The sequence below is a fragment of the Chitinophaga varians genome (assembly GCF_014529945.1).
Classification (GTDB): Bacteria; Bacteroidota; Bacteroidia; order Chitinophagales; family Chitinophagaceae; genus Chitinophaga; species Chitinophaga varians.
Window position 1 is genome coordinate 1521839 of sequence record NZ_JACVFB010000001.1, and the last position, 25231, is coordinate 1547069.

The window sequence follows — 25231 nt, forward strand, 5'->3', positions numbered from 1 at the left end:
ACCGGCGGACTTGAGCAGATAAATTTAATAGCATGGACCTTCATTTATCAGACAGAAATTTCTGCCTGTTTTTACTAGCCCAATTCCCTTTTGCCTCCGATGATATGTTGGAAATGACACTCACTGACTATCTGCCGGAGCATTTTGACATGCCGACAGGCGAGTGGCTGGATGAACTGACGGGCAAAACAGACGACCCATGGAACGGCCACACCTATATGCACCGCCTCAATGCGTCGGTGACATTCTACGCGGAGTTTCATCCCCATGAAACAGTTTATTTTTTTAACGACACCTATCTGGGCAATACCGGCGGGCATTTCCACCTTTCGCTGCTGAGCTGGGAGGAACTGCAGGCCATCGTGAACAATGATGCAACAGATCCCTCACTATTGTTTTGGCTGTTGCTGCCGCTGACTATCGGAAAGGAGTCGGAGCGGTCCGGCATTGAGGCCGCTATCGCCGGGCATCTGAAAAATACAGCGCTGGACTTACAGGCAGATCAGCTGGAAACCATCACCAGGTTTGTGACAAGCCATCTCATTTTTTCGGAAGAAGAAAGCCATGCCTTTGAATATAAGACGGACATTGGGCTGGTAACGCATCGTGGCCACTCCGAAAGAAATCATCATAACGATGTGGGGAGTTTAACAAAGGTCAATGAAGTGATCTATTCCGCTATCAGATAATTTTGCTGTTCACCGCATAAGACAGGGCCTCTACCATATTACTGACGTTCAGGCGCTCAAAGATGCGCCGCCGGTAGTATTTGACAGTATCCGGCGCTACATGGAGCCGCTGGGCGATCTGGTTGATCGTGAGGCCCTGCGCGTGCAGGCGCACTACTTCCGTTTCCCTTTCCGTAAGTGCTGGCTTGTCAGACTTCCGCCAAACGTTATTCGTCAATCCCAAATCCCACACTTCGTCGGACCCCTGTTTGTAAATACGGACGTTGCCGGCAGTCTGATGATGGGAAATCGAGACAATACACATGGCCTTCCATATTTTCCCTTCGCTGTTGAGGAAGAGAGGTGTCAGCTTATGGTTGATCAAAATGCGTTTGCCGTCCCGGTTGATCAGGTGGAAATCATAAGTGATGCTGTACAAGAGCCGTTCTTCCGCCGGAAGCTGCTGATAAAAGTTGAAGCCCGCTTCATTGAGGCTGGTCAATAGCTGTAGGTCTTCCGGAGGTACATGCCTGAAATAGAAGCCATATCCGGCCTGAAGTACTTCCGCTGCGGAATAGCCGCATAAAAACAGCGGGTTATCCGAGACATAGTCAAACGACATGTCCGTGTAGTCGATCACGTAAATGCTTTGATAGGTCAGTCGCGCGAATGCTTTCACGACGTCGAGGTAATCTTTTGGTTGAACGGTCTCCGGGATATTGCCCAGTTTATTCTTCGTCAGCAGACCGGAATATAGGTTGTCTTTCATTTGTATGCCTGAACAAGACAAATTTACACTAAAGTGTAGGCTTTCATAATTTTTTTGTTTTGATTTTTGACGTAAAGATTTTTTTTCATGAGTGAGCTGTCGATAGCAACCTGTAACAACTGTAAAACCCCTCTCGGCGAGAAGTTCTGTGGCCATTGCGGGCATCCTGCCGCGTTAAAACGGGTCGACAGCCATTATATGATGCACGAGATCCGGCACCTGTTACATTTTGAAAAAGGGTTGTTATATACCATCAGAGAGTTGCTGCTCAGGCCTGGCCATAGTATCAGGGAGTTTATTACAAAAAACAGGGACAAGCTGGTAAAGCCGGTCATCTTTATCATCATCACGTCTTTGGTATACTCCACCATTACCCACTTTTTCCATATTGAAAAAGAACATGCCGCTACCACCAGTACAGCCATGATGGCGGTTTTTAGGTGGATTGAAGGGCATTACGGCTATGCTAATATCATGATGGGCATATTCATCGCGGCGTGGTTGAAGCTGATGTTCAGAAAGTACCGTTACAATTTGTTTGAGATACTGATCCTGCTGTGTTTTGTGATGGGGATGGGCATGCTGATGATAGCGATATTCTCGCTGGCACAGGGCGTGCTGAAGATCAGGCTGGTGGCCGTCGGCAACACAATTGCAATTGGATACTGCTCCTGGGCCATCGCGCAGTTTTTTGATAAAAAGAAGCTCATCAACTATCTGCTGGCTTTGGTTGCCTACCTGGCCGGCGCATTCTCCTTTTATATAGTGGCTGTTTTGCTTGGAATAACGATAGATATAGTCATCAAAATGATGCATGCCCACTGAGTTTTTTCTTTTAAACGCGGGGTCCTATGCCAGCTTTAGTCTCCGCAGCATCATGGCGGTTGGAGGGCCTGTTATGTCCCTGAGGGTTGTTTTATTCTTTTAAACGGGCCCTGTTTTACTTCTTGTATGTTCCCCTATAATGCGCTGCCGATGGGAGCGAGAAGACGGGCCGCTTGTGGCCAGGTTTTCTTGTTTTTTGTTAAATTTAGTTGAGTGCCGCCTCGTTTTAATTTGTTAATATTACATTCGTTAACATTGTATTAACAGTATCAGTTCTTCAGAGCGTTACATTCATGATAACTAAAATGTAAAAGCATGGCTCTTGTATTTGCGTTATCCCGCTAGTATTTTTTCACGTTAGTGTTATGATAACCTCATTGTATGTTAAAGGCAGTTAAACAACATAGCCCAATGCTTGAAGAGCTTAAGGTGACATCGATAAAAAAGACAATCCGTATTTTTAGCCAGATAACCGCTTTTATCTCTGTTTCCGCAGGCCTGCTGATTTATCTTGTCGTAAAACCAACCTTGGCAATTTTAGTTCCTTCGGTAATAGAATGTGCTGCGTTTATAGCATTATTGGGAATAAATAAGACGACAAATGTAAAGTTTACATCCATCTTATATTTCGGGCTACAAAACATGGCCACGCTTTACTATGGTTTGGTGCTGGAGCCGGCTGCGGGGATACATACCATGTTTATCTTTAACTGTGGTGTGGTGATATTAATTTTCTCCTCCCCAAAAGAGAGATGGCTGGCATGGATAATAGTGGGCGTATTGTTTGCGATAATGGTATGGAACTACTCTCATCGGTTAGTTCCTGCTGTAATTCATAGTAAGAATGACCTGCTCAGTTACATTATTTATCCTGTAATTTTTCTGCATATGGTGATTGTCTTTAACCTCTATGCAGAGTTACATGAAAAAATGCTCCAACTCGAAATGAGGAAGGCGGAATTGGAAAAGCTGGACCATATTAAAAACGCCTTCATCGCTGAAAACTCTCATGAACTCCGTAGTCCGATCCAGATAATTCTCACCATCAGCGAAATGCTCAAGGCAAAGGTTTTGGGCAAGGCAGGCATACTGTCGGCACATGAATTGGTCAGTGACCTGCATGTCTCGGTAGACCATGCTAAAAGCATCATCAACAATGGTCTCGTATTTTCCAAAATAGAACAGGGCCTGCCCAATCCGGCAAATAACCAGCCTGTCAATATCAGGCGGTTTATAGCTGATATACGTACCATCTATCAGTACTATGGGAAACAACGAAATATCCACATTGAGTTTATGGTGACAACCACTTTTCCCAATAATATCCTCATAGACAGGGCAAAGTTGAAGCAAATCCTGGGTAACCTGATGGAGAATGCGATCAAGTATAACCGGGAGGGATGCAACATCTTTGTACGCGTACAGGAAGCCGGGGAAAAATTCAAAATTATGATTGAAGATCAGGGCGTAGGTATGTCAGAAGAGCAGGTAGCGAGGATATTTGACCTCTATGCAACCAGCAACCCCGGAACCGGCAGCGGGATTGGCTTGTATGTTACCAGGAATCTGGTGACCCTTCTCGGCGGCACTATTCAGGCGACCAGCAAATCAGGGAAGGGGACTACTTTTACATTGGTGTTCCCGCTACATCCAACGTTTGAAGAGGAAGAAGAAGCTAAATACAATGAATATTTCGATGGACGGGGATTAAGAGCACTGGTGATCGAAGACGATTCCTTTACACAAAAATACCTGTGCAGATTTCTCGAAACTTACCTGGGCTTTGAGGTAGACATCGCCGGTAATGGGGCAAAAGCGGTGGAATTGAACCGTACCCATGACTACGCCATCATTTTCCTGGACGCCTATCTTCCCGATATGAGACTGGCACAGGTGATAACAGCCCTGGCCAAAGGAGGACCTCATGCCCCCATCGTGTTGACGTCAGGTGCGTCAAAGGAAAATATTAAAGAAGACCTTCACCCGAAAGAAAAGATATTACTGGACGATATTAAAGGGTTCTTGTCAAAACCCTATTCCTTCCATGAAGTCAGCGCCTTTTTGAATGAAAATGTGGCGCGACAGAAGAATGCCTGATAACACAATAATCCGCTAAAGGCTATACAATTCCACCGAATTGTGTATTTTTCAATACATTAAAACGTATATGAAAAACAGCCCTGTTTCCTATGCTGCCTGTCTGTCCGGCGCTGCTATAATGCTCTTTTGCTTGCTGGCACTGGCTTTTCGCGAATATGTATACTGGCAGTATCCGCCACAGGACACTACTATTGATGCTGTCTTGTTCCTGGGTGATATACCCTGGCACCGCCTGTCTACGGCTTTGACGATCATAGGGTCTCTCCTGATATTATATCCCTTTCTGATCATCTGTATGGATCATTACGCGGTAGCTCCTACCATCGCTATCATGGCGTTTTTGGGCCTTTTCCTGTCCTGCGTGGCAGAGATGTGCCTACAGTCGTATTACCTGTTCAATATACAAATGAGCATGCCAGGAATGATCATGACGATGAACAGCGTCCACGACATCAGCGCCGGGCTGCATCGGGAGTTTTATCAGTTCAGCCAGTTGCACCGGAGCCTGGACATCCCGCTCACGGTTGTCAAAATCGTCTCCTCCATACTACTGGTGTTTACCATGCGTCAGAAGAGCAACATCAACTGGCTGCTCAAAGTGGCCCTGGAGATAAATGTACTGTACCTCATGTGGCATCTGGTATCTGTTGCAGGAGACTATTCCGCGATTATAGACGACAGCCGCACGGTATCCCGGCCGGTGGAGATACTGGTAAGCGGATTGATGCTGGTGTGGTTCGTGCTCCTGGGAGTAAGAAAAAAACAGGTAGCGGTATGTTGAAAGTCACCAAAACAAGGATACTAGCAGCCGGTGTAACAGGTCTGATGGCGTTAACGACGATACCCAAAGAAAAAGACGTCACCCGTCGGGTCAGCGATTACTTCGAACAGGTCCGCCGTGATCCGCTGTTATTAACGACTTTCTTTGCCGCTATGCCCAAAGGAGGCGATCTCCATCATCATTTTTCCGGATCTGTTTATGGAGAAACGTATTGGCAGATACTTTCGGACAGCAACGGCTGGATAAACACGGCTACGGCGGAAATAGATACGCCAGGCCGCGCACACCCGGCGCCATGGAAACATTTTGCGGAATTGCCCCGTAATGGGCGTTTTGACTCGCTTAAACAGGCATTTCTGCGAATGGCCTCTGTGAAGGATTTTAATGAATCGCTACGCCCCTCCGATGAACACTTTTTTGCCACCTTCTCAAAAATGTCATTCGTGGCTCCGTTTGGGATGGTGCAAGGCCTGCGGGAACTGAAACAAAGGGCAGTGGACGAACAGGTGCAGTATATAGAAACGCAGGTCGGGCTGCTGGATACAGCGATCACCCTGCCGGAGAATGCCGGCTGGGAAAAATCACTGGTCGCTGCCTCGCTGAAAGACAGCCTGGCGGTATTTGAAATACTGGATAAAGCCCGGGCCGCACTGCTGGCGCATGGGGCGGGCAGTGCGGTGGACAATTTCTTCCGCCGGCTGGAACACCTGCATCAGGAGGCTAACATCGACGACACTACTTTTATGCTGCGTTATCAGCTGGCGGCATCCAGATTGGAAGCGCCGCTGGAGGTGTATCGGCGACTGTTGCTGGCTTTCGAAGCGGTCAACCGGCGCTCGCTGGTCGTAGGCGTAAACTTGCTGAAGCGCGAAGACGGGGAGGTTTCCATGCGGGATTACCGTCTGCATATGTTGATGTTTGCCCAATTGAGCCGTCTTTATCCGGAGGTACCTTATTCCCTGCATGCCGGAGAGCTGGCCATGGGGATGGTGAGGCCGGAGCAGCTACGTACGCATATTACCGATGCCGTACTGACGGCCGGCGCCAAAAGAATAGGCCATGGTGTGGCAATTGCCTATGAAACCGCCTGCAGAACAGTTCTCGATAGTATGGCCCGGAGGAAGGTCCCGGTTGAAATTAATCTGAGCAGCAACGAATTTATTCTGAAAGTAAAAAACGAACAGCATCCGGTACTGCTGTATCATACGCACCAAGTGCCCGTAGTGATTTGTACAGATGATGCCGGCGTACTCCGGACAGACCTCACCCGGCAATTTGTATTACTGGCCACCCGTTATCCTTCCCTGCATTATGCGGACATCAAACAGATGATCATAAACAGTATCCAGTACAGCTTTATATATCCGGCTGCGCTGAAAAAGCAACAACTACGGCAGCTGGAAGCGGCACTGGCACGGTTTGAAGCGGAAGTGCTCCGCTATCGCCGGCCGGCAGTAGCAAAATAATAACTACATTGCCTTCCGGATGGATAACAGGTTGACCAGTTTCTTTGCTGCCATGGAGCAATATGCTCTGCTTTCGGAGGAGGCTAAGCAGGCATTCGCCGGGCAGCTGCATTTCCGGGAACTGAAGAAAAAAGAAATATACCTCTCCCAGGGAGAAATACCGCAGAAAATTGCCTACGTGAGCCACGGCCTGCTGTCGTATTATACGATACAGGAAAACGGCGACGTGGTGATCAAACGTTTTTTTGCGGAGCATTCGTTTGTGGCGTCCACAGCGGCACTGGTGAAACAGACGCGGGGCATCTTTGCCATCGAGGCGTTGGAAGACGCGCTGCTGATAGAATTCCGGTTTGAACAGTTTAAACAACTCATGCACCATTATACAGACCTGGCTTTTTTCTGGATCAACTATCTCGAAGAAAACTGGGTAGCCCGCAAAGAAGAACAGGAAATAACCCTCAAATACCTCACCGCCAAAGAACGGTACCTCAGTTTTATCCAGCATCACCCTACGCTGGTAAAGCGTCTTCGCCAACATCATATCGCTGCTTACCTCGGTGTTACCCCTACGCAATTAAGCCGTATCCGTAAAGAGTTGTAAAAAAAACTGCCGGCATCAACATATGTAAATGTTTATACTAAACAACCGTGCTAGTTTTGCCTCATGCTGTTGAAAGCAACCGGAGCGGCAGCTTCGGACTGTTGTTCAATCGTTGCTTTGTTATCACTTAAAACAGAATATATGAAACATTTGATCATCGCCCTGTGGCTGGCGCTGGTGCTGGCGCCTGTTGCGCATGTGAAGGCCGCCACCGTGGATACACTGGCTGTCTTTAGTAACGCCATGGGAAAACCCATACGTACGCTGGTCATATCTCCTAAACAGTCGAAAGCGGGACAACGTTTTCCAACGGTATATGTGCTGCATGGATACAGTGGTAACCCCGACCGTACGTTAAAGGAAGATATCCCGTCGTTGCCGGAACTCGCAGATCAGTATGGTATCCTCTTTATTATCCCGGACGGCGGGTTTGACAGCTGGTATATCAACAGCCCGGTTAGAAAAAACAGCCAGTACGAAACCTTTGTGGGAGAGGAGTTGGTGAGTTATATCGATCAGCATTATCCTACGATGGCGGTCCGCGATCAGCGCGGCCTGATGGGTTGGAGTATGGGCGGTCACGGAGCGCTGTATGTGGGACTCAAACATGCCAATAGTTTTGGAGCATTGGGAAGTATGTGCGGCGCGGTGGACTTCCTCCCGTTGGTGGCGGATTTTGGTATCGATAAGCTGGTAGGGGCAGACAGCACCAAGTGGAAATACTTCAACGTGATGGACAATGCCCGGTATTTTGTATTCAGTCAGCAACAACTGGTGATCAGCTGTGGGGCAGCAGATCCTTTCCTGGCTTATAACCGCAGGCTGCACGAATACCTGGACCAACACCATGTGGCGCATACTTATATAGAATCAGCAGGCGCGCACGATCATGCCTACTGGTCGAATGCCGCTAAGTATCAGGTGTTATGGTTTAGTTTGTTCTTTACATCGCCCCGGTAATAGTACCGGCAATAGTTCCCAAAACCAGTAAGGTAAAATGCTGGTTTCCCGGTATTGTCCCAGGTACAGTACCAGCCTACCTTTGCTGCATTCATTCTAACCTTCAATACACATAAATGGGAACTAAAAAAGCAAAAAACATTGTTTGGGGACTGTGTCTGGCGGCTATTGCCACTTTTACATTTACCGGTTGCAGCAAAAAAGATGATCCGCCTGCCGCCAAAAAGATAACGATCAAATATACGATTACTGCAAACGGTGTCTCCGACATGGACGACCTCGGCTTTTCTGCACAGGCAGGTAATCACGATGCCAGTCAATACGGCGCACCCGTATGGAAAATCAATGGTGCAGAACAGGGAAATCAGGATAATGTTAGCGTAGACGATAGAAAGTTTTTGGGAAGTACCAAGACTTATGTCTTGGAAACCGTTAAACCTTTTGATTTTGCCTTTTTGAAAGTGACATGTACGAACATGGACGGAGAGCCGATTATCTTAACTTATAAGGCTGAAATAAACGGTCAGGTACAAACAAATGAGAATGCTACTATTGTAGCTGGTGGAGGCGCTTATATCAAGGATTTCTCCTATAAAGCTCAGTAACATGTTTTTCAGCGGTGTCAGCTGATTTCTTTATAATCGCAGATAAGTTAAGCGGTGCACGTCGGTGCACCGCTTCGTTTTTTTCAGGCTGGTTGTATTGATAAGGCATGATGAAATACATTCAACGGGTCCCATTTGGCTTTCACACGTTGCAGCCTCGGGTAATTGTCTTTGTAGTAAAGGGTATACCAGGGAGTGCCGGATTTGTTCCATACCGGGTCGGCAAGGTCTGTGTCCGGATGGTTGATCATGGCGCCGTCGGTTTGTTCGTTGGGGACCGGTACGCCGCCGGTGTCAGGAAAAAGATCTTTGTAAAAATTACGGACCCATTCCAGGCTGGGTGCTGCGCCTTTGGGATCTAGCCAGCCGGTATTACATGCTACGTCCATGATGCAGCTTCGTTGAGCCGTGGCCGTGGCATCCGGGGTAATGGTATTTACTTTGCCTCCGTAGGTGGCCATGCCTAATCCGCCACCGATAGGCGCTTCCGCAGTCAGGTACCGGTAGGCCGTTGCAATCTGGCTGTCGGTCAGCGGCGCACGGAAATAGGCGTCTTTTACTTTGGCGGCCACACTGTCCATGCCGGGTTGAAACAGCTCCGGGAACGGATTGAGCGCAAAACGCAGCCACGGGCTTTCTTCGATCTGCAACGAATAAGGTATACCAACGGGTACGGCTATATCAGCCAGATGATGGTCTATCAGCCGGTGTGCATCTGCTCCGGTGGCCAGCCCTTTTATTTCCAGTTTACCGATGTTCCGGTGGTTCAGGAAAAGGATGCTGAACAACGGCAGGGTGGGGGAATCCGGCTTGCTGTGCTGATGACACCAGGTGCCGAAGTTTTTTGCGAGCCGGTTAAATGCTCCTTCATCAAATTCTTTCCATTCCCAGGAAACCCTGAAAGTGGTAATGGCAGACGGTGCTTTAGGCAGCGCGGTGTACGGATCGTTGCCGGTGGCATCCGGTGCGCGTAACCAGTAACGGGTAACAATACCGAAGTTGCCGCCACCGGCGCCGGTATGCGCCCACCATAGTTCCCGGTGAGGGTCATTATTTTCTCTGGTGGCGATGACAGCCTGCGCTTTTCCGGAAGTGTCAACGGTCACCACTTCCACGGCGTAGAGATAGTCTGCTGCCAGGCCATATTCCCGGCAGAGAAAGCCGAAGGCGCCGCCTGCCACGTGTCCGCCCATGCCTATGCCCGGATGCTCTCCGGCAGGGAGTACTACGCTCCAGCCCAGGAACAACCTGCGATACATTTCTCCTACAGTGGCGCCGGCTTCTACCATAAAAGCCGCCCGCGCGGCATCGTAACTGATATTGGTCATGAGCGAGAGGTCCAGCAATACCTGCACGGCCGGATCAGACACAAACCCTTCGAGACAATGCCCGCCGCTGCGCACCACCAGCCTCCGCTGACTACTCACTGCTTCCTGCACGGCTGCGGTCACTTCTGCTGTAGAGGCAGGTAATACAATGTATTCAGGCTTCCCTGTATAACGTTTGTTGAATCTTTTTTCTGCGAGATCGGAATAGCGTATATCCCCCGGCGTGATTTTTTCCATAGAATGAGTTTAACAAAAAGAGGTTTGATGTGGATGATAGATGTTGCAACAGATCACATGGCCATGAAATAAAGATAACGATTGCCGGAAAAATAACAAACGCTTTCAAAGATAGCTCCTGACTGCATATTTTCGGGAATACAGATTATATTGCGGTGGAAAACCAATTCAGCATTTAATAATAAAATCCAGCCAAAACCTACTTCTATGGCAAAAACCGGCGCAGAAAAAGTCGACGCATTTATGGAAAGATCCGAAACGTGGCGCGAAGAATTTGAGAAACTGAGAGAGATACTGCTTGACTGTCAACTAACGGAAGAACTAAAATGGGGCGTTCCCTGCTACACCTACAACAACAGTAACGTTGTGTTGATGCACGGATTCAAAGAGTACTGTGCATTGCTGTTCTTCAAAGGCGCACTGATGGCCGATCCGGAAGGTATCCTGGTGATACAGACAGAAAATGTACAGGCTACCCGCCAGATCCGTTTTACGAATGTGCGGGAGATCGTCAAACTAACACGTGCCATCAAATCCTATGTGTATGAAGCGATAGAAGTAGAGAAAGCCGGTTTTAGAGTGGAATATAAAAAGACGGAGGAGTTTAATATGCCGGAAGAGTTTCAGCAGTTGCTGGATAAAAAGCCGGCGCTGAAGAAAGCTTTTGAAGCCCTGACACCCGGCCGGCAAAGAGGTTATCTGCTGTACTTCTCCGCAGCCAAACAATCCAAAACGAGAATAGCAAGGATCGAAAAATATATGCCTTATATCCTGGAAGGAAAAGGATTGAACGACTAAAAATAAAACAGCCTCCATATTATATGGAGGCTGTTTTTTATCATCGTATAAGACGATTATCTGTGTAAGTCGAACCGGTCGAGGTTCATCACTTTGGTCCACGTGGCCACAAAATCTTTCACAAATTTAGCCTGCGCATCTGCGCTGCCATATACTTCTGCAACGGCCCTCAGTTCAGCGTTGGCGCCGAATACCAGGTCTGCGCGGGTGCCGGTCCATTTTGTTTTTCCGGTGCTGCGGTCGGTGCCTTCGTATATTTCTTTATCCGGACCGGTAGCTTTCCACGCTGTTCCCATATCGAGCAGGTTCACGAAGAAATCGTTGGTCAGCTGACCAGGGCGTGTGGTGAAGACGCCGTGTTTGGAACCGTCATAGTTGATCTCCAGCACGCGCAGGCCACCCAGCAGCACGGTCAGTTCCGGCGCGGTGAGGGTGAGCAGCTGTGCTTTATCGATCAGCAGCTCTTCGGTGGATACCGGGATTTTAGCTTTGCGGTAGTTGCGGAAGCCGTCTGCCAGTGGTTCCAGGAAGCCTACTGATTCCACGTCGGTCTGGTCCTGGGAGGCGTCCATACGGCCGGGCGTAAAGGGTACGGTCACTGCCTGTCCCGCATCTTTAGCTGCTTTTTCGATGCCTGCGCCACCGGCCAGTACGATCAGGTCGGCCAGCGAAACTTTTTTACCGCCACTGTTGAATTCTTGCTGAATGCCTTCCAGCTTGCCCAACACTTTTTCCAGTTGAGATGGATTGTTGACCTGCCAGTATCTTTGAGGTGCGAGCCGTATACGGGCGCCGTTGGCGCCGCCGCGTTTGTCGGAACCACGGAAGGTAGACGCGGCCGCCCACGCGGTGGACACCAGTTCCGATACGGTGAGGCCGGAAGCCAGGATTTTTGTCTTTAAGGCGGCGATATCCTGCTCATCGATCAGCGGGTGGTCCACTGCCGGAATAGGGTCTTGCCAAAGCAATACCTCTGCTGGTACGTCGGCGCCGAGGTAGCGACTGCGAGGGCCCATATCACGATGGGTCAGTTTAAACCATGCCCGCGCGAAAGCATCTGCAAACTGGTCCGGATGTTCCAGAAAACGCCTGGATATCTTCTCATAAGCCGGATCAAAGCGCAGGGAAAGGTCGGTGGTCAGCATCGTGGGGCGGTGCTTTTTTTGACCGTCATAAGCGTCGGGGATGATGCTGTCGGCATTTTTAGCCACCCACTGATGTGCGCCGGCCGGGCTTTTGGTAAGTTGCCATTCGTAGGCAAACAGGTTTTCGAAGAAGTTATTGCTCCACTGGGTAGGTGTTTTGGTCCAGATGACTTCCAGTCCGCTGGTGATGGCATCTGCGCCTTTACCGGTGCCATGGCTGTTAGCCCAGCCAAGGCCCTGTAATTCCATATCGGCGGCTTCCGGCTCTTTGCCTACGTTGGTGGCAGGAGCGGCGCCGTGGGTTTTACCGAAGCTGTGGCCACCGGCAATGAGGGCAACAGTTTCTTCGTCATCCATCGCCATACGGCCGAAGGTATCACGGATATCTTTGGCGGCTGCGATCGGGTCAGGATTGCCGTCAGGTCCTTCCGGGTTCACATAGATAAGCCCCATCTGAACGGCTGCCAGCGGTTTTTCGAGATTACGTGAGTGGATGTCTCCATCAGGGTTTTCGTCTGTCACTGTTACGCCGTGGTTTTCTACTACGCCGGGAGAGCCGTGAGCATAGCGGATATCGCCACCCAGCCAGGTCCTTTCTGAGCCCCAGTATACGGATTCATCCGGTTCCCATGCATCTTCACGGCCGCCGGCAAAACCAAATGTTTTAAAGCCCATGGATTCCAGGGCCACATTGCCGGTCAGGATCAGCAGGTCGGCCCATGAAAGTTTACGGCCGTATTTCTGTTTGATAGGCCACAGCAGTCTGCGGGCCTTATCGAGGCTCACGTTGTCGGGCCAGCTGTTCAGGGGCGCAAATCGTTGCAGCCCCGCGCCTGCGCCGCCGCGACCATCACCCACACGATAGGTGCCGGCACTATGCCATGCCATACGAATGAACAATGGACCATAGTGGCCAAAATCTGCCGGCCACCAATCCTGAGAATCGGTCATCAGCGCATGAAGGTCTTTTTTTACAGCTTCCAGGTCAAGGCTTTTGAAAGCTTCGGCATAGTCAAAATCCTTATCCATCGGATCAGATAAAGACGAGTTTTGACGGAGTATACTTACTTTCAATTGATTGGGCCACCAGTCAGGGTTTCTGGTGCCACCACCGCCAACATTGTGCTTCATTGTGCCATTATGAAATGGGCATTTACTGATGTCTTTTACTTCATTTTCCATTTGTTTCAATTTTGGGTATGGAAGGAATATGTGCTTGCACCGGTATTGGTGCGGATTGTAAAAGTAAGGGCAACAGGGATATAGGAAAAATCAATTAGTTCTATAATCTAATAGTCAAAACCTATTCGTACGGACAAGCTGTCGGTGGTGGATCATCTATATACATCAGCGGTACACTGCTCAACGTCACGGTTTCCGGGTGCTACTTCTAATATACTAAATTTCAGTTTATTCCCCGCTGTTGTAAAGTAAAGCACTGCCTTTTTTGGAAGCAGCGATGGCTGCTGCGCTATAAGTCAGCATCTGATCTTCATAATTTCTTAATGTTTCCATCAGTGACAATCCACTGTCGATCGTTTTTTTCAGGTGTGCTGTCAGCGCGGCAGCATCCCGTAAAGCGGTATTGGCGCCCAGTCCTGCTGCTGGGCTCATGGTATGAATGGCGTCGCCCATGACCGTCACCGGTGCGTTATCTGCCCGCCGGCCCTGCACGGAATGCCGTACGGGAACAATAGCGCTGGCAGTAACGGCTGCACCGCTGAACAAGGGACTTAATGCGGCGGGAAACGCCTCGGTGGCCTGCCCGATAGCCTGCTGCAGCGCAGGAACAGATAACCTCAGTGACTGGTCCTGCTGTAACCCGAAACTGCTGCGCTGCCCAATCAGCGCCCAGTAGAGGTAATCTTCCGGTGGCGTCACCGCTGCGTCACTGATCCGGTTGAATTCCATCACGTCAATGATACCGGCGATATTTTCCCCGAAAATGACACTGGTGCCCTGTTGAAGCAGCTGCCGGCGTTGCTCGTCCCACTGCACTTTACCATAGATGCACACATTGCCGGTGTCATGTAAACCGGTGCCGGGAAAACAGCTGGCGGTGAGCGCTGAAGCGGCGCCATTGGCTATCACCAGCAAATCTGCGGTGACGGTCTCCCCATCGGCAAAAAAACATTGTATCGTCTGGTCAGGCTGTACGCTGTATCCTGTGAGGTCTCTGTCGAAAATCACCTGTTGTTCAATACCGCTGATCAGCACCCGCCGCAGGGTATGACGGTCGGCCTTCAGATCGGCAGGTATCTCCCTTTCATCTTTTATCCATTGGTCTACCCATTTGTTGTCCAGCGCCTGCATGCGCGTATCGAGGGTATACACCGGCGCCGGCACGGCAGCCGTATTTTCAAAGGCGGCATACAAATCGGCCGGGAGGCAGGTGGACAGCGACTCCTGACCGGAATAGTCTATCCGGATGCGGTAGCCCTGCGTTCTGCTATTGAACGCAGCATCTTTTTCATATACGGTAAAATCTATTCCCGCTTTTTTTAAGCCCTGAGCCAGGCACAGGCCACCAAGGCCGGCTCCTGCGATGATTACTTTCATTGCCATGGTTGTACGTTTTGCCTGCAAAGCTCCTGTACTAACGGCTCGCAAAAAATGGACAAACGCCGGGATGCCTGGTACTATTTTCGGGATTGCGCGCGAAACTGCTGCGGGGTGATGCCTGTTTTTTTCCGGAACAACCGCGAGAAGTAAGCGTGGTCCTCATATCCCAGTCCATGCGCAATTTCTTTGATGGTATCATCCGTATGGTACAGGCGGCGCCTGGCTTCCAGCATCAGCTGCTCATGTATCCAGTGGTTGACGGTAAAGCCCGACTGGGCGGTCACGGTTTCGCTGAGGTAAGTAGCGGAAATATGCAATGCTGCCGCATAGGCGGAAGGTGTCCTTAAGGTAAGATAGTTGTTGACCAGCAAAGCCCTGAACTGGCGCATGATGGTCTCCGGCCTGCTGCTATGATGGCCGGCCGGTTTACTGTTTTGGTAAACTCCGGTGAAAATACCGGTGCAGATGTCGATGCCGCCGTTGAGCATCTGTTGACGGAAAGGCAGGTCTGCCGGTTGTTCCAGCAGTTGCTCCAGCAATCGCAGCCCCTGGAGTAGCAGGCCGGTTGCAGCTGTATCCGGGGAGGTCGGCTGCTGCATGCCATTCACCGCTTCCAGCGCGCTGCTGTAAACAGCCGGTATCAGCTCCGGTGCGAGGGATAACGCGATCGCCTGTACGTGATCTGCATGTACACAGGCATGTACCTGTCCCGGATATACGTAGATAACTTCTCCCTGTTTGATATCATACTGTTCAAAGTCGATCATAAAGCGGCAACGGCCACTTTCTACCAGCAGAAAAAGGTAGTGATCATCCCGGTGGGCCTCCGGCTGATAAATATCTCCCGCACTGGCGGCCCGCAGCTGGCGTATGGCAATCCCTTCCCCATGGGCTGTTTCCAGTGTATGTATGGGTATGACCGTTTTTTTGCGCCCCATCGTCCAACGTTTTATAAGTGCAAGATCTGTTTTTTTTGTTGATAAGCGGATCCGATACCTCGCATACGCCTGGGCAGAAAGAAACTTCCCCACATTTCTTCCTTTCCCTGTTTTTTCTATATTTACCGGCGATTCCACCATAATACCCTCCGGACGATGAAAAAGTTGATCTTCTTTTGTACCCTGATCTTTACCGCCCAACTTACACGGGCACAAAACGGCATATCTTTCTTTAACGGTTCCTGGAAGGAAGTACAGGAAGAGGCGACCCGACAGCAGAAAATGATATTTGTGGATGTATATACTGAATGGTGCGGCCCCTGCAAGTACATGGACAGGGAAGTGTTTACCGACACAACGGTAGCCCGGAAATATGCCGCTCATTTTATTGCCTATAAGCTGGATGCTGAAAAAGGAGAGGGCGTGGAGCTATCCCGCAGGTATAACGTGGGCGCCTATCCGACTTTTTTGTTCCTCAACAGTGGCGGTTATGTTGTACACAAAGTGACGGGCGAAAGAGAGAAGGCGCCTTTCATCGGATTGGCCGATGTGGCGGTAAAGGCCGGCGCAGACAAGCACAATCCGGGCAATCTGGAAAAGCTGTTCGCCGAAGGGGACCGCAGCCCGCAGTTCCTGAGGGATTATCTCCGTCGCCTCGCGGAAGCAGATCTCGACAACAGTGAAGTGCTGGACGCTTATTTTAAAACCATCCCTGCACCGGTGCTGGAAGATGACAGTACGCTGCTCTTCTTCGCCCGGCATGTCAACGGAACACACACCGCGACGGTCGTATACCTGATGAATCACTATCATCAGTTAAGTGATACCGCCAAAGCAAAAGTATCCGGTCGCCTCTTTGAAAAGCTGGTGAGAAACGGCGCCGGCCTGGCGTTAAAGGAGAAGCGGCTGCTGGAATATAATGCGCTGCTGGCATTCGGGCGACAGCTGTCGGGGCTGCAGGAGGGTCAACAAGCTTTTCTTAACCGCCTTGATCTTGTGTATAGCAGCCAGATCAGAGACTACCAGCTGCTAAAGAAAGCGGGTTATATCATGGCAGCGCGCCCTTATGCGGTTTCAACAGATGCTGCTCGTGCTGAAGACAAACGGCGCTATGATAAAATCATGCAGCCTTTTTTAACAGGGGAGAAGGACAGTACAAAAATTCCCGGCTTCGCGGAAGAGAGAAAAATCATCACCGAAATTTATTCCAGAGAAATCAGCGAGCAGCTGTATACCGCCGCGAAAGCCTTTGTGCTGTTGCCATCGTCTGAAAACAAAGCATTGACAGATGCCCTGCTGTGGGCCAAACGGTGTGAAGCGTTGATGCCGGGTACAAAACCATTTATAGATTTGATAAAGGAATTGGAGGAGAAAAAGAAATGATCGAAAGACTTATCTTGCGGATAACCGAATAACGCTTTAATGCAAAATACCACCACCATGCAAAAACAGTTAACCACACTGGATCAATACCTGTCACAATTGAGACCGGAATTTTACACGCACCTGAATGCCCCGCTGACAGAAGAAGCGATAGCCGCACTGGAAAAGTCATATGCCATTACATTGCCCGAAGACCTCAAAACCCTTTATCAGTGGAAGAACGGACAACGAGATGACTGCTACGAAGCGTTTGTCAATAACTCCGGTTTCCTGCCGTTGCAGGAGGCATTGGAAGTCGCAAAAGAAATGACCGGCATGATTGGCTTTGATTTTGACGTGGAGAACTGGTGGCATGCAGCCTGGATTCCCATTTTTCATAACGGTGGCGGCGATTATATTTGTTACGATACCGGTGGCGTTTTCACGGGCACAAAAGGACAGCTGGTGGAGTTCTGGCACAGAGATAGCGACCGGAACGTGATCGCTCCTGACCTGGAGGGCTTTTTACAGGTCGTCAATCAATATTATGAGGAAACAGCCCCGGCTTCTTTTGACGACTTCTTTACGTTGGAATATTTTATAGAAGGTTATCCCAAAAGGTTTTATGCAGAATAGACAGGCGAGGTTGTCTGGCAGGGGAGGATTTAACATTCTTTTAAAAGACGGCGCATTAACTTGGATACAAATCCTCGTTTATGCCTGCACGTTTTACCCGCTGCGTGACCCTGTTTTGTTGTCTCTCTGTTTCAGCTTTTTCCCAGCAGTTTGAGCCGGTGGTGGTAGATTCCGCCGCTTCTTCCACAGGTTACTATATCGCATTGCAGCCCGCGTCCCGTCAGATCCAGGGCGTTATGGTGCTGATGCCTGGTTTCAATGATCCTCCGGAAGCGGTGTTTGCCAATAGTAAATTACAAAACATCGCCTGGACCAACGATATATTGACCATCGCGGTAGGTGGCGGGCAAAATTTAGTGTTGTCGGAGGAGTTGCAGCAACGGCTCAACGCGGTGTTGAAAGATGTCATACAACGGTACAAGGCAGACCCGAATCGGTTTGTGATAGGTGGGTTTTCAGCTGGTGGCTCGCTGGCCTTGCGGTATACGGAATTGTGCCGGGAGAAGCCGGCCTCATTTCCGGTGCAGCCACAAGCGGTGTTTTCTGTGGATGGCCCGGTAGACATGCCTGATCTGTTACAGCGATACGATAAATTCATCAAAAGAGACTTCAGTGCCAGGAGCACCAATGAGGGAAAGATGGTCAAAAAGATGCTGGCCGACCAGTTGGGGGAATTGCCCGGCAGTCTGCCGCGTTACGTGGCCATTTCCCCGTTCTATATGGGCAGCGATGCGCCGGGCAACGAGCGTTTCCTGCAACACGTGGCAGTAAGAAGCTACCACGACCTGGACATGGCCTGGCAAATCAAAGAAAGACGTAACAGCCTCTATGATGTCAATGCCGCGGCGGCTTCTGAAATGATCAGCCGCCTGCAGCAGCAAGGCAATGAAGAAGCTGAACTCATGCAGGCTAAATATCCCGGTCGCAATGCTAATGGCGAACGCAATCCACATTCCTGGTCTATTGTGGATGAAACAGAACTGGTGCAATGGGTGCGGCGTAAACTGCGCTTCCTGCCGGAAAATGTGCCAGGCAACTATCAGCTGGGAACACCCACGGGATGGGCGGTGGAAAGGATGAAATTTCCCATCGACTTCGCGCCGGCCATTCAATACCAGGGATATGAAGACCTGCGCTTTTTGCCAGGCTGGGGAGATCAGAAAAGTGAAGCGTACTGGAGCTACTGCTTTCTGTGGTGGCTGGAAGGAAAGCCACAACTGGACAAAGCCACCCTTGAATCTTATCTAAAAGCATATTATGAAGGACTGGTCGGCCGTAATATCGGTCCCCGACGGATACCGGCAGATAAAGTAGTGCCGGTGAAGGTGCAACTGACACCGATAAAAAGTACGCCCGGTGATGCACAAACGTTCATTGGCGAAATTGATATGCTGGACTATATGGGCGTACAACCGATACGGCTACACGTTGCCCTACATGTAAAAGACTGCGCAGCGGCCCAACGGAAGGCGTTGTTCGTGGAGCTGTCGCCCAGACCGGCCGGCCATACGGTATGGCAACAGATGGACCAGCTGTGGAAGACATTTGAATGCGGTAAATAGTTATTCAAAATCGTACCCCCCGTTTTGGAAGGTCAGGCATTCCCGGAGATAGAACTTGCTGGTGATCAGTTTGTCGATGTTGGCCAGCTGCTCCGATATAGCCCGTCGTTCTGCGCCAATACAATCATCTTCTGTGATCTCGTCTGCTGTCATTTGCCGCAGCATCGCTATATAATGACGTTTTTGTGGCGTGATGTCATAAGTCTTTTCCGTCTGGTACTCGGGATAGTAGTAGGCGGCATATACTGCATAAGCTGGAAGCCTGCCCTGTCGATGGCCGAAGTAAGTACCACCACAGTGTAGTCTGCCTTCCAGGTCATTGATCGCAGAAAATAGTTTCTGTAATTGCAGCCGGGTCCCATTTTGTGCGATGGCCTTTTTTTGCTGCATCATAAAAAAATAATAAACTTCGCAGAAATAATCCCGACCGGCTTCGCTTTCAAATACACCGGTGCTGCCGGTCCCGGAGAGATATAGTACGTCCGGATGCGTGGCATAGGATGGGGAAAGCAGGGACGGGAAATAATCAGCAACGGTATTATACACTTCTGTCGTAAGGCGAAGCGTATCGTGGTTGATGGTGGTCAGGATGGTGTCATGGTCTATGTACAGGCTGGTGGGAATAGCCTCCTGTTTTGCTGATGCAGGAGCGCTCGCCTGTTTGTTTTTGCAACCGGTAAGGCTGTATAACAGGATTATCATCACCAGAAGGTTTTTACAGAAAACACAGAAACGCATAGTCGAGTATTTGGGATGATCTAATATAGATAAAAAGATAATTGACAAACAAAATAAGATGGGAACAGCATATTTCAGGCCGTTGTCTGTAGAGTTTATTCCGCCGGGAGCGTTGTACCACGACTATGAAGAAACGGAGCCGATGCCGGGACATGAGACGGTGATCCGGCCGCTACTGGAAAACTGCCTGTACGCCCTGGTTTTTGGCATAAAAAAGGACAGCGAATTATATAAGGCCAATGCGGATATCCTGATAAGTGATAAGGGAAAATTCCGGTTGGATACCTCCAAAGACTGTCTTACCGGACATGCATACTTATGGAATGCGAGAACCTGGACACGGGGTTCCATCATCATTGTGCTGAAACCCGATGCGGTAGATTTTAATGACTTATTTCCACATACTTACAGGCCGTCTTTCAACGATACGCCTAATTCCGGCAATACGCTGAGTGCCGTAAAAAAGTGTGGGGAGGAGGCAGAAGCCGGAAACATTGCCATCTGTTTTTCGGCTTCCAACGGTACCGAATGGATATCAATTTATGCTAAAGGGCAGGCATGGGATGATATCCTCACTGCGGGTGAAAAACATTGCCACCAAAAGGACTATTACTTACCCCGATAACCTCATTGATCATTCCGGATAAGTGTTCACCTCAATTCTGTTGCCGGATATGTCCAGATAACCTTTCCGGATATTTTCATGGAAAAAGACGATGTAATGATCATCTTTGGTTGTGATAACACCACCGTCAAACGTCGATAGGCTTTTGTCGGAAACAACGTCCAGGTGCACAAACCGTCCGTCTTCAATCTTAGATACATAGGTATGCGCATCGTCTGTGGTGATGTGGTACAACCGACCCTTATAAGGAAAGCTGACGAGTATAATGATACGGCCGGCTTCCAGTAAAGTAATACATCCTTTTCGGGAGGCTGACTCGGCGTCCCGCACCGATATTAACCCCCGTTTGCCTTTTACCGGCCTGGTATATACCTGAAGGGAGTCTGGATGGTCGATCTGAATTACACTGGATGAACCGGAAAGGTGTTTGAGTGTGCAGGAAACCAGGTATTTTCCATTCAATTTATGGATGATCACTGGACAAGTGGCCTCACAAACATATGTCATCCCCGTTTTTCTGTTCCTGAAATAAACCGTGCCACCCCATTCCCCACTGCACGTTTTGTTCACTACGTAATCTTCATCTTCAAAGAAGTAGCGGGTTTTTCCGGAAAAGTCTTTGGTACTTTTTTGACGGGAAGTATCCGGGACATTCGTCTGTATGATCTCAAACAGTTTGGTGGATTGCGCCACTACCGGAAAATATCCGATGGAGAGAGCGGTGAGGAGCGTTGTTATTTTCATGTGGCAAGGGTTGGGAGTTGTTGGAATAGCAAGTTACCAAATAAGAGAAAACCCTAAGTTCTCATGTGTGAAATAATCATGGGGAACAGGTATTGCAGGAAAAGATCCTTAAGCTTTTATGGAAGTATGAATGGCTTCAACAGTAGTCTGCTGCGGTGTGTGGACGACCACAACACCATCATCCTGCTATGCAATACCGATACCGGCGACCTGGAAATTTACAGTTCAATATTGTATAAAAAGTCCAGTTGACGTTTGGTGGCGCTGGCCGGCATATTACGCACCATAAAGTTTCTGAGTCCCACGGCTATGCCTCCTTCCCAGTTGGTGAGCAGCGCCATCTGCCAGGATATACGCACGATCTTATGGGCGCGCGCCATCCGCCGGGTCACATAGTGCCGGAAAGCGGTCTCATGATCATAGTGGAGGGAAAGGCAGTCGGCCAGCACGTAGGCGTCTTCAATAGCCTGACTGGCGCCCTGGCCCAGATTGGGTGTGGTAGCATGTGCGGCGTCACCCAGCAGCACCACCCGTCCTTTGTGCCAATTCTTCGTAGGGGCGAGGTCGTAAAGATCGGACCGTATCAGTTGGGATGGATTGATGCGGGCCACTACGGCTTTCATATGTCCGCTGAAATTTGCCAGCTCCCGTTGGATCAGGGCCAATGCCTCTTCATTTGTCAGCGGAATACCTTCCGGAAGCCTTTTGGTGAACCAGAAATATACCTGGTCGCCACCCACATGCATAAACGAAGCCCTGATACCTTTGCCGCGGCCCCACACTTCAGAGGTGACGATCCGTTCAGCCTCCGGCAGCGTCATGTTAACGGTGGTGCGCCAGCAGGTTTGTCCGGAGTAACGATAGCCCTGGCTGCCGATGTAATGCTCACGCACGGCTGACCGTATGCCGTCTGCCGCAATGAGGATGTCTCCTTTGGCTTCGCTGCCATCTTCAAACCGGGCGATAATGCCTTCTGATGTCTCTGTTACTGCGATGCATTTTTTCCCCGTCCTCACCGGCTCGTCCAGATACCCCAGCAAGGCGGCCTGAAGGGTGGCCCGGTGTATGGGCAGACTGCGGGAGCCATACTGCTGCTGGAGCAGGTCGTTGTCGATCTGCTGCAAAACATTCCCTTTATAATCTTTTATGTACAACCGTTCCAGGTGTCCGCCCTGTGGTATCAATGCGTCTGCTATGCCCAGCCGCTGATATACTTTCATGGCATTGGCCCCCAGCAGAAGGCCGGCGCCCACCGCTTTATATTCGGGTGCCGCTTCATATATCTCATAGTTCCAACCCTGTTCCTGCAAGGCAATAGCGGTCGTGAGGCCGCCTATGCCGCCACCGATGATGATTGCTTTCATAAAATATAAATTTAGGTCAAATGTACTAATTTTTTTGAAAATAGCACATCAGGGTTGAATTTTATATTGTCAGGAGATAGTTATTTTACCGGGAAGTCTTCCATATATCATCCAGTATGATCTTTTGTATGCTGTCTGCCTCCGAGATCATGACCATATGGGTGGCGTCTTTAAACCAGTACAACTGTTTGCGGGGAGCTATCAGCTTTTGATAGTAGCTTTTGGAGATTTGTGCATTGGTCTGATAATCTTTTCCGCCCAGGAAGAAATAGACGGGGCAACGGAGACGGGGCAGGGTGACCGGCAGATTCTGCCTGGCGGCTTCGTTCCAGGGCGCCAGCCAGATTTTCGACCAGGTGGCGAAATAAGACCGCACCATCGTGGTATCAGCGTAGGGTTCTCCGTCCATGGCATGCATCCATTTCCGGGAATAATAAAGCTGATCACTATTGGTGAAGGGGATTTTCACGGTATTCAATTCCCGCAGGGCGACCGCATGCTTATTTTCTTTTGCCCATACTTTCATTTTTTGCAGTGCCAATTGTTCGCTGGGCTGTTGGTTGATGACCGGGCATACCACCAGCAGTCCCTCCAGCCATTCCGGATGAGAGGCTGCCGTATGGAACCCCAATATGGTACCCCACGATTCACCCATGAGATACAGTTTTTGCCGCCGGAACCGCTGCAGCAGTACCTTTACCAGTTCGTCGGTATCCTGTTCTACCTGTTGCAGGGTAACGGGCAGGGGTGCACGATTTACCGCCAGGGTTTTGCCGGTCTCCCGCTGGTCCCACATGACGATGATGGCATATGGCTGCAAGGCATGGGTGATCTTCTCCATCTGCGGTATACGCGACTCGCCCGGTCCTCCATGCAGAAACAGTAACAGCGGGCCCTCCGCATTGCCTTTGACGGAAATGACCTGACGTATACCTCCAATCCGGAGCGTATCCTCATCATCAAGCAGGTGCTGTGCAGATGTAATCCTACTGTACGAAAGCAGTAGGATAGCCAGAAGGATGTGTTTCATACAAAAGAAAATGGTCACCTGTCAGAACAGTTAACAGAAGTAAAAAGTTCTGCGGGCGACCATCTCTTTTGATAGCGTATTATAACAACAACTTATAATAAGGTAGTTCCCGGGAGACCTCAAAACCCAGTTGCTGTGCCAGTTTGCGCGAGCCGGCATTGCTGCCGCGGCAGGCCCATATGGGCTCCAGGCCTCTTTCAAGGCAATAGTCGATCAGTGCGGCACAGGAATGATAAGCCAGTCCTTTCCCCCGGAAGGCGGCACAGGTTTCGATGCCTATTTCCAGCACTTCATGATCGATAAAAGCGGCGAAGGCGAGGGAAGCGAGGGTATTATTGTAATACACGCTGTAGCCAATACTTTGGCTGACAAACTCGTCGGCGCTGTTCCAGAAGTGAGTAGGGATAACGGTGCCGGTCATGTTGTCAAAGGCTGCATGGCTCACCGTGGTGATCTGTATGGGCGCCTCCGCGGGCACTTGTTTGCGCTGCTCGCGGTATTTGTCGGCGTTGAATGTGAGATTAAGCCGGGTGTCCCGCTCCACATGTGCCACCGGCTGCTGCTGTTCATCTCTGAAAAGCTTGTCCAGCACCGGGTCCCAGCTGACAGGGAAGGCCTGTAGCCATTCCTCGCCGGGCCGTTGCCCTTGCGTATTGTCCACATAGTCTTTCAGTTGCCGGAGAAACGCCTCATCGCTACTGTCTCCCCACAACAGCGACATACCATAGGGATGCACAATGTAGTACGTAGTGGGATGGGTGGCATGGTCCGTATATACTTTCCCGTTAACCTTTCCATCCACTACTGCCTGTGCGAAAAGGGTATTGATGGGCGCGGCCTTCAGCGAGGCTAACAGCTGAGGGTACGCGGTTGGGTCTAATGGTGTCATGGTCTCAATACTGATTCATGCAAGTATACGGATAAATATACCGGCGAACGTAGTCCGATGCCAAGAAGCAGGGTAGTCCGGTCAACTGGAGGAGACTGCCTGTAGCTGTGCCAGCAAGGCAGCCTGCTTTGTTTTAATGGCGGCGACGATGCTGCTGATATGGGCCGTGTATCCTTCAAAGTGATGATCTATATCAAAATACCGCACTGCTGTTTGTTGCGGGGACAACTCCTGTAACAATAGTTTCAGCGGCGCCTCCATCACCGCCGCGGCATCCTGTTCCCACAGGGCGTGCAGATAGGAGGGGTGAAAGAAAAACAGCTGCCGGGTGGCGGGCAGGTGATAGCCCTGTCCTGCGAGTATCTGTTGGGGATTGATTTCGTGCAATAAGAGCCAGCCATTGTCTGTGATGGCCGCCTTAGCGGCCGCCAGTATGGTGTCGAACGGCTGGTCGAGCAACAGGGTATGATAGTCGTTTTTCATCTCTCAAAAAAATAA

Annotated in this window: 24 protein-coding genes; 13 read left to right on the forward strand and 11 right to left on the reverse strand. The window is 50.0% G+C overall.

Going from position 1 to position 25231, the window contains the following annotated elements:
* Positions 1-32: 32 nt before the first annotated feature.
* Positions 33-689, forward strand: coding sequence for an Imm19 family immunity protein (locus ICL55_RS05690; RefSeq protein WP_188095064.1), 657 nt, complete (start codon positions 33-35; stop codon positions 687-689).
* Here ICL55_RS05690 and ICL55_RS05695 read toward each other — a convergent pair.
* Positions 682-1437, reverse strand: a complete 756-nt coding sequence (locus tag ICL55_RS05695; protein WP_188095065.1) for a helix-turn-helix domain-containing protein — start codon at positions 1435-1437, stop codon at positions 682-684. The two genes, ICL55_RS05690 and ICL55_RS05695, sit on opposite strands and share 8 nt — an antisense overlap.
* Positions 1438-1524: 87 nt before the next feature.
* On the opposite strand from ICL55_RS05695, the gene ICL55_RS05700 reads away from it, so the two are divergent.
* The 7 genes from ICL55_RS05700 (at position 1525) to ICL55_RS05730 (ending at position 8775) form a co-directional block, all read left to right on the forward strand.
* Positions 1525-2262 (forward strand): DUF3667 domain-containing protein, encoded by a 738-nt coding sequence (locus tag ICL55_RS05700; RefSeq protein ID WP_188095066.1) that lies wholly within the window; start codon positions 1525-1527, stop codon positions 2260-2262.
* 642 nt (positions 2263-2904) lie between these two features.
* Positions 2905-4359: a hybrid sensor histidine kinase/response regulator gene (locus ICL55_RS05705; RefSeq protein WP_188095067.1), complete on the forward strand. Its 1455-nt coding sequence runs from the start codon at positions 2905-2907 to the stop codon at positions 4357-4359.
* A gap of 70 nt (positions 4360-4429) precedes the next feature.
* Complete coding sequence (locus ICL55_RS05710) at positions 4430-5143, forward strand: hypothetical protein (protein WP_188095068.1); 714 nt, start codon at positions 4430-4432, stop codon at positions 5141-5143.
* Positions 5137-6609 (forward strand): amidohydrolase family protein, encoded by a 1473-nt coding sequence (locus tag ICL55_RS05715; protein ID WP_188095069.1) that lies wholly within the window; start codon positions 5137-5139, stop codon positions 6607-6609. The genes ICL55_RS05710 and ICL55_RS05715 overlap by 7 nt, the downstream gene beginning before the upstream one ends.
* Positions 6610-6628: 19 nt before the next feature.
* Positions 6629-7210 carry a Crp/Fnr family transcriptional regulator gene (locus tag ICL55_RS05720; RefSeq protein WP_188095070.1) on the forward strand — a complete coding sequence of 194 codons (582 nt, stop codon included), beginning with the start codon at positions 6629-6631 and terminating at the stop codon, positions 7208-7210.
* Between the two features lie 141 nt (positions 7211-7351).
* Entirely contained in the window at positions 7352-8170 is an 819-nt protein-coding gene (locus ICL55_RS05725; RefSeq protein ID WP_188095071.1) for an alpha/beta hydrolase, read from the forward strand.
* Positions 8171-8286: 116 nt separating this feature from the next.
* Positions 8287-8775 (forward strand): hypothetical protein, encoded by a 489-nt coding sequence (locus ICL55_RS05730; protein WP_188095072.1) that lies wholly within the window; start codon positions 8287-8289, stop codon positions 8773-8775.
* An 83-nt stretch (positions 8776-8858) separates the two neighbouring features.
* On the opposite strand, the gene ICL55_RS05735 is transcribed toward ICL55_RS05730, so the two are convergent.
* On the reverse strand, positions 8859-10340 hold the full coding sequence (locus ICL55_RS05735) for an FAD-binding oxidoreductase (RefSeq protein ID WP_188095073.1): 1482 nt from the start codon (positions 10338-10340) through the stop codon (positions 8859-8861).
* Between the two features lie 243 nt (positions 10341-10583).
* On the opposite strand from ICL55_RS05735, the gene ICL55_RS05740 reads away from it, so the two are divergent.
* Positions 10584-11138: a YdeI/OmpD-associated family protein gene (locus ICL55_RS05740; protein ID WP_246496150.1), complete on the forward strand. Its 555-nt coding sequence runs from the start codon at positions 10584-10586 to the stop codon at positions 11136-11138.
* Positions 11139-11194: 56 nt separating this feature from the next.
* Here the strand turns inward: ICL55_RS05740 and katG are convergent, their stop codons facing one another.
* The 3 genes from katG to ICL55_RS05755 all read right to left on the reverse strand — a co-directional run bounded on the left by katG (position 11195) and on the right by ICL55_RS05755 (position 15783).
* Positions 11195-13465 (reverse strand): catalase/peroxidase HPI, encoded by a 2271-nt coding sequence (gene katG, locus ICL55_RS05745; protein WP_188095075.1) that lies wholly within the window; start codon positions 13463-13465, stop codon positions 11195-11197.
* 228 nt (positions 13466-13693) lie between these two features.
* Positions 13694-14848 (reverse strand): FAD-dependent oxidoreductase, encoded by a 1155-nt coding sequence (locus ICL55_RS05750; RefSeq protein WP_188095076.1) that lies wholly within the window; start codon positions 14846-14848, stop codon positions 13694-13696.
* A gap of 74 nt (positions 14849-14922) precedes the next feature.
* On the reverse strand, positions 14923-15783 hold the full coding sequence (locus ICL55_RS05755) for an AraC family transcriptional regulator (protein ID WP_188095077.1): 861 nt from the start codon (positions 15781-15783) through the stop codon (positions 14923-14925).
* A gap of 156 nt (positions 15784-15939) precedes the next feature.
* Between ICL55_RS05755 and ICL55_RS05760 the strand changes: the two genes are divergently transcribed.
* The 3 genes from ICL55_RS05760 to ICL55_RS05770 all read left to right on the forward strand — a co-directional run bounded on the left by ICL55_RS05760 (position 15940) and on the right by ICL55_RS05770 (position 19343).
* Positions 15940-17166 carry a thioredoxin family protein gene (locus ICL55_RS05760; RefSeq protein WP_188095078.1) on the forward strand — a complete coding sequence of 409 codons (1227 nt, stop codon included), beginning with the start codon at positions 15940-15942 and terminating at the stop codon, positions 17164-17166.
* Between the two features lie 57 nt (positions 17167-17223).
* Positions 17224-17781 carry an SMI1/KNR4 family protein gene (locus ICL55_RS05765; RefSeq protein WP_188095079.1) on the forward strand — a complete coding sequence of 186 codons (558 nt, stop codon included), beginning with the start codon at positions 17224-17226 and terminating at the stop codon, positions 17779-17781.
* A gap of 80 nt (positions 17782-17861) precedes the next feature.
* Complete coding sequence (locus tag ICL55_RS05770; protein ID WP_188095080.1) at positions 17862-19343, forward strand: hypothetical protein; 1482 nt, start codon at positions 17862-17864, stop codon at positions 19341-19343.
* Here ICL55_RS05770 and ICL55_RS05775 read toward each other — a convergent pair whose 3' ends face one another.
* A complete protein-coding gene (locus tag ICL55_RS05775; protein ID WP_188095081.1) occupies positions 19344-20045 on the reverse strand; it encodes a hypothetical protein in 702 nt (233 codons plus the stop codon). It lies immediately after the preceding gene.
* Positions 20046-20139: 94 nt separating this feature from the next.
* Between ICL55_RS05775 and ICL55_RS05780 the strand changes: the two genes are divergently transcribed.
* The gene (locus tag ICL55_RS05780; protein ID WP_188095082.1) at positions 20140-20706 is read left to right on the forward strand and encodes a hypothetical protein; all 567 of its coding nucleotides are present in this window, start codon (positions 20140-20142) and stop codon (positions 20704-20706) included.
* A gap of 9 nt (positions 20707-20715) precedes the next feature.
* On the opposite strand, the gene ICL55_RS05785 is transcribed toward ICL55_RS05780, so the two are convergent.
* The 5 genes from ICL55_RS05785 to ICL55_RS05805 all read right to left on the reverse strand — a co-directional run bounded on the left by ICL55_RS05785 (position 20716) and on the right by ICL55_RS05805 (position 25216).
* On the reverse strand, positions 20716-21450 hold the full coding sequence (locus ICL55_RS05785; RefSeq protein WP_188095083.1) for a hypothetical protein: 735 nt from the start codon (positions 21448-21450) through the stop codon (positions 20716-20718).
* 218 nt (positions 21451-21668) lie between these two features.
* Positions 21669-22814, reverse strand: a complete 1146-nt coding sequence (locus ICL55_RS05790) for an FAD-dependent monooxygenase (RefSeq protein ID WP_188095084.1) — start codon at positions 22812-22814, stop codon at positions 21669-21671.
* Between the two features lie 85 nt (positions 22815-22899).
* Entirely contained in the window at positions 22900-23844 is a 945-nt protein-coding gene (locus tag ICL55_RS05795) for an alpha/beta fold hydrolase (RefSeq protein ID WP_188095085.1), read from the reverse strand.
* Between the two features lie 79 nt (positions 23845-23923).
* Positions 23924-24733, reverse strand: a complete 810-nt coding sequence (locus ICL55_RS05800) for a GNAT family N-acetyltransferase (protein WP_188095086.1) — start codon at positions 24731-24733, stop codon at positions 23924-23926.
* A gap of 81 nt (positions 24734-24814) precedes the next feature.
* Entirely contained in the window at positions 24815-25216 is a 402-nt protein-coding gene (locus ICL55_RS05805) for a DUF302 domain-containing protein (RefSeq protein WP_188095087.1), read from the reverse strand.
* Between the last annotated feature and the right edge of the window lie 15 nt (positions 25217-25231).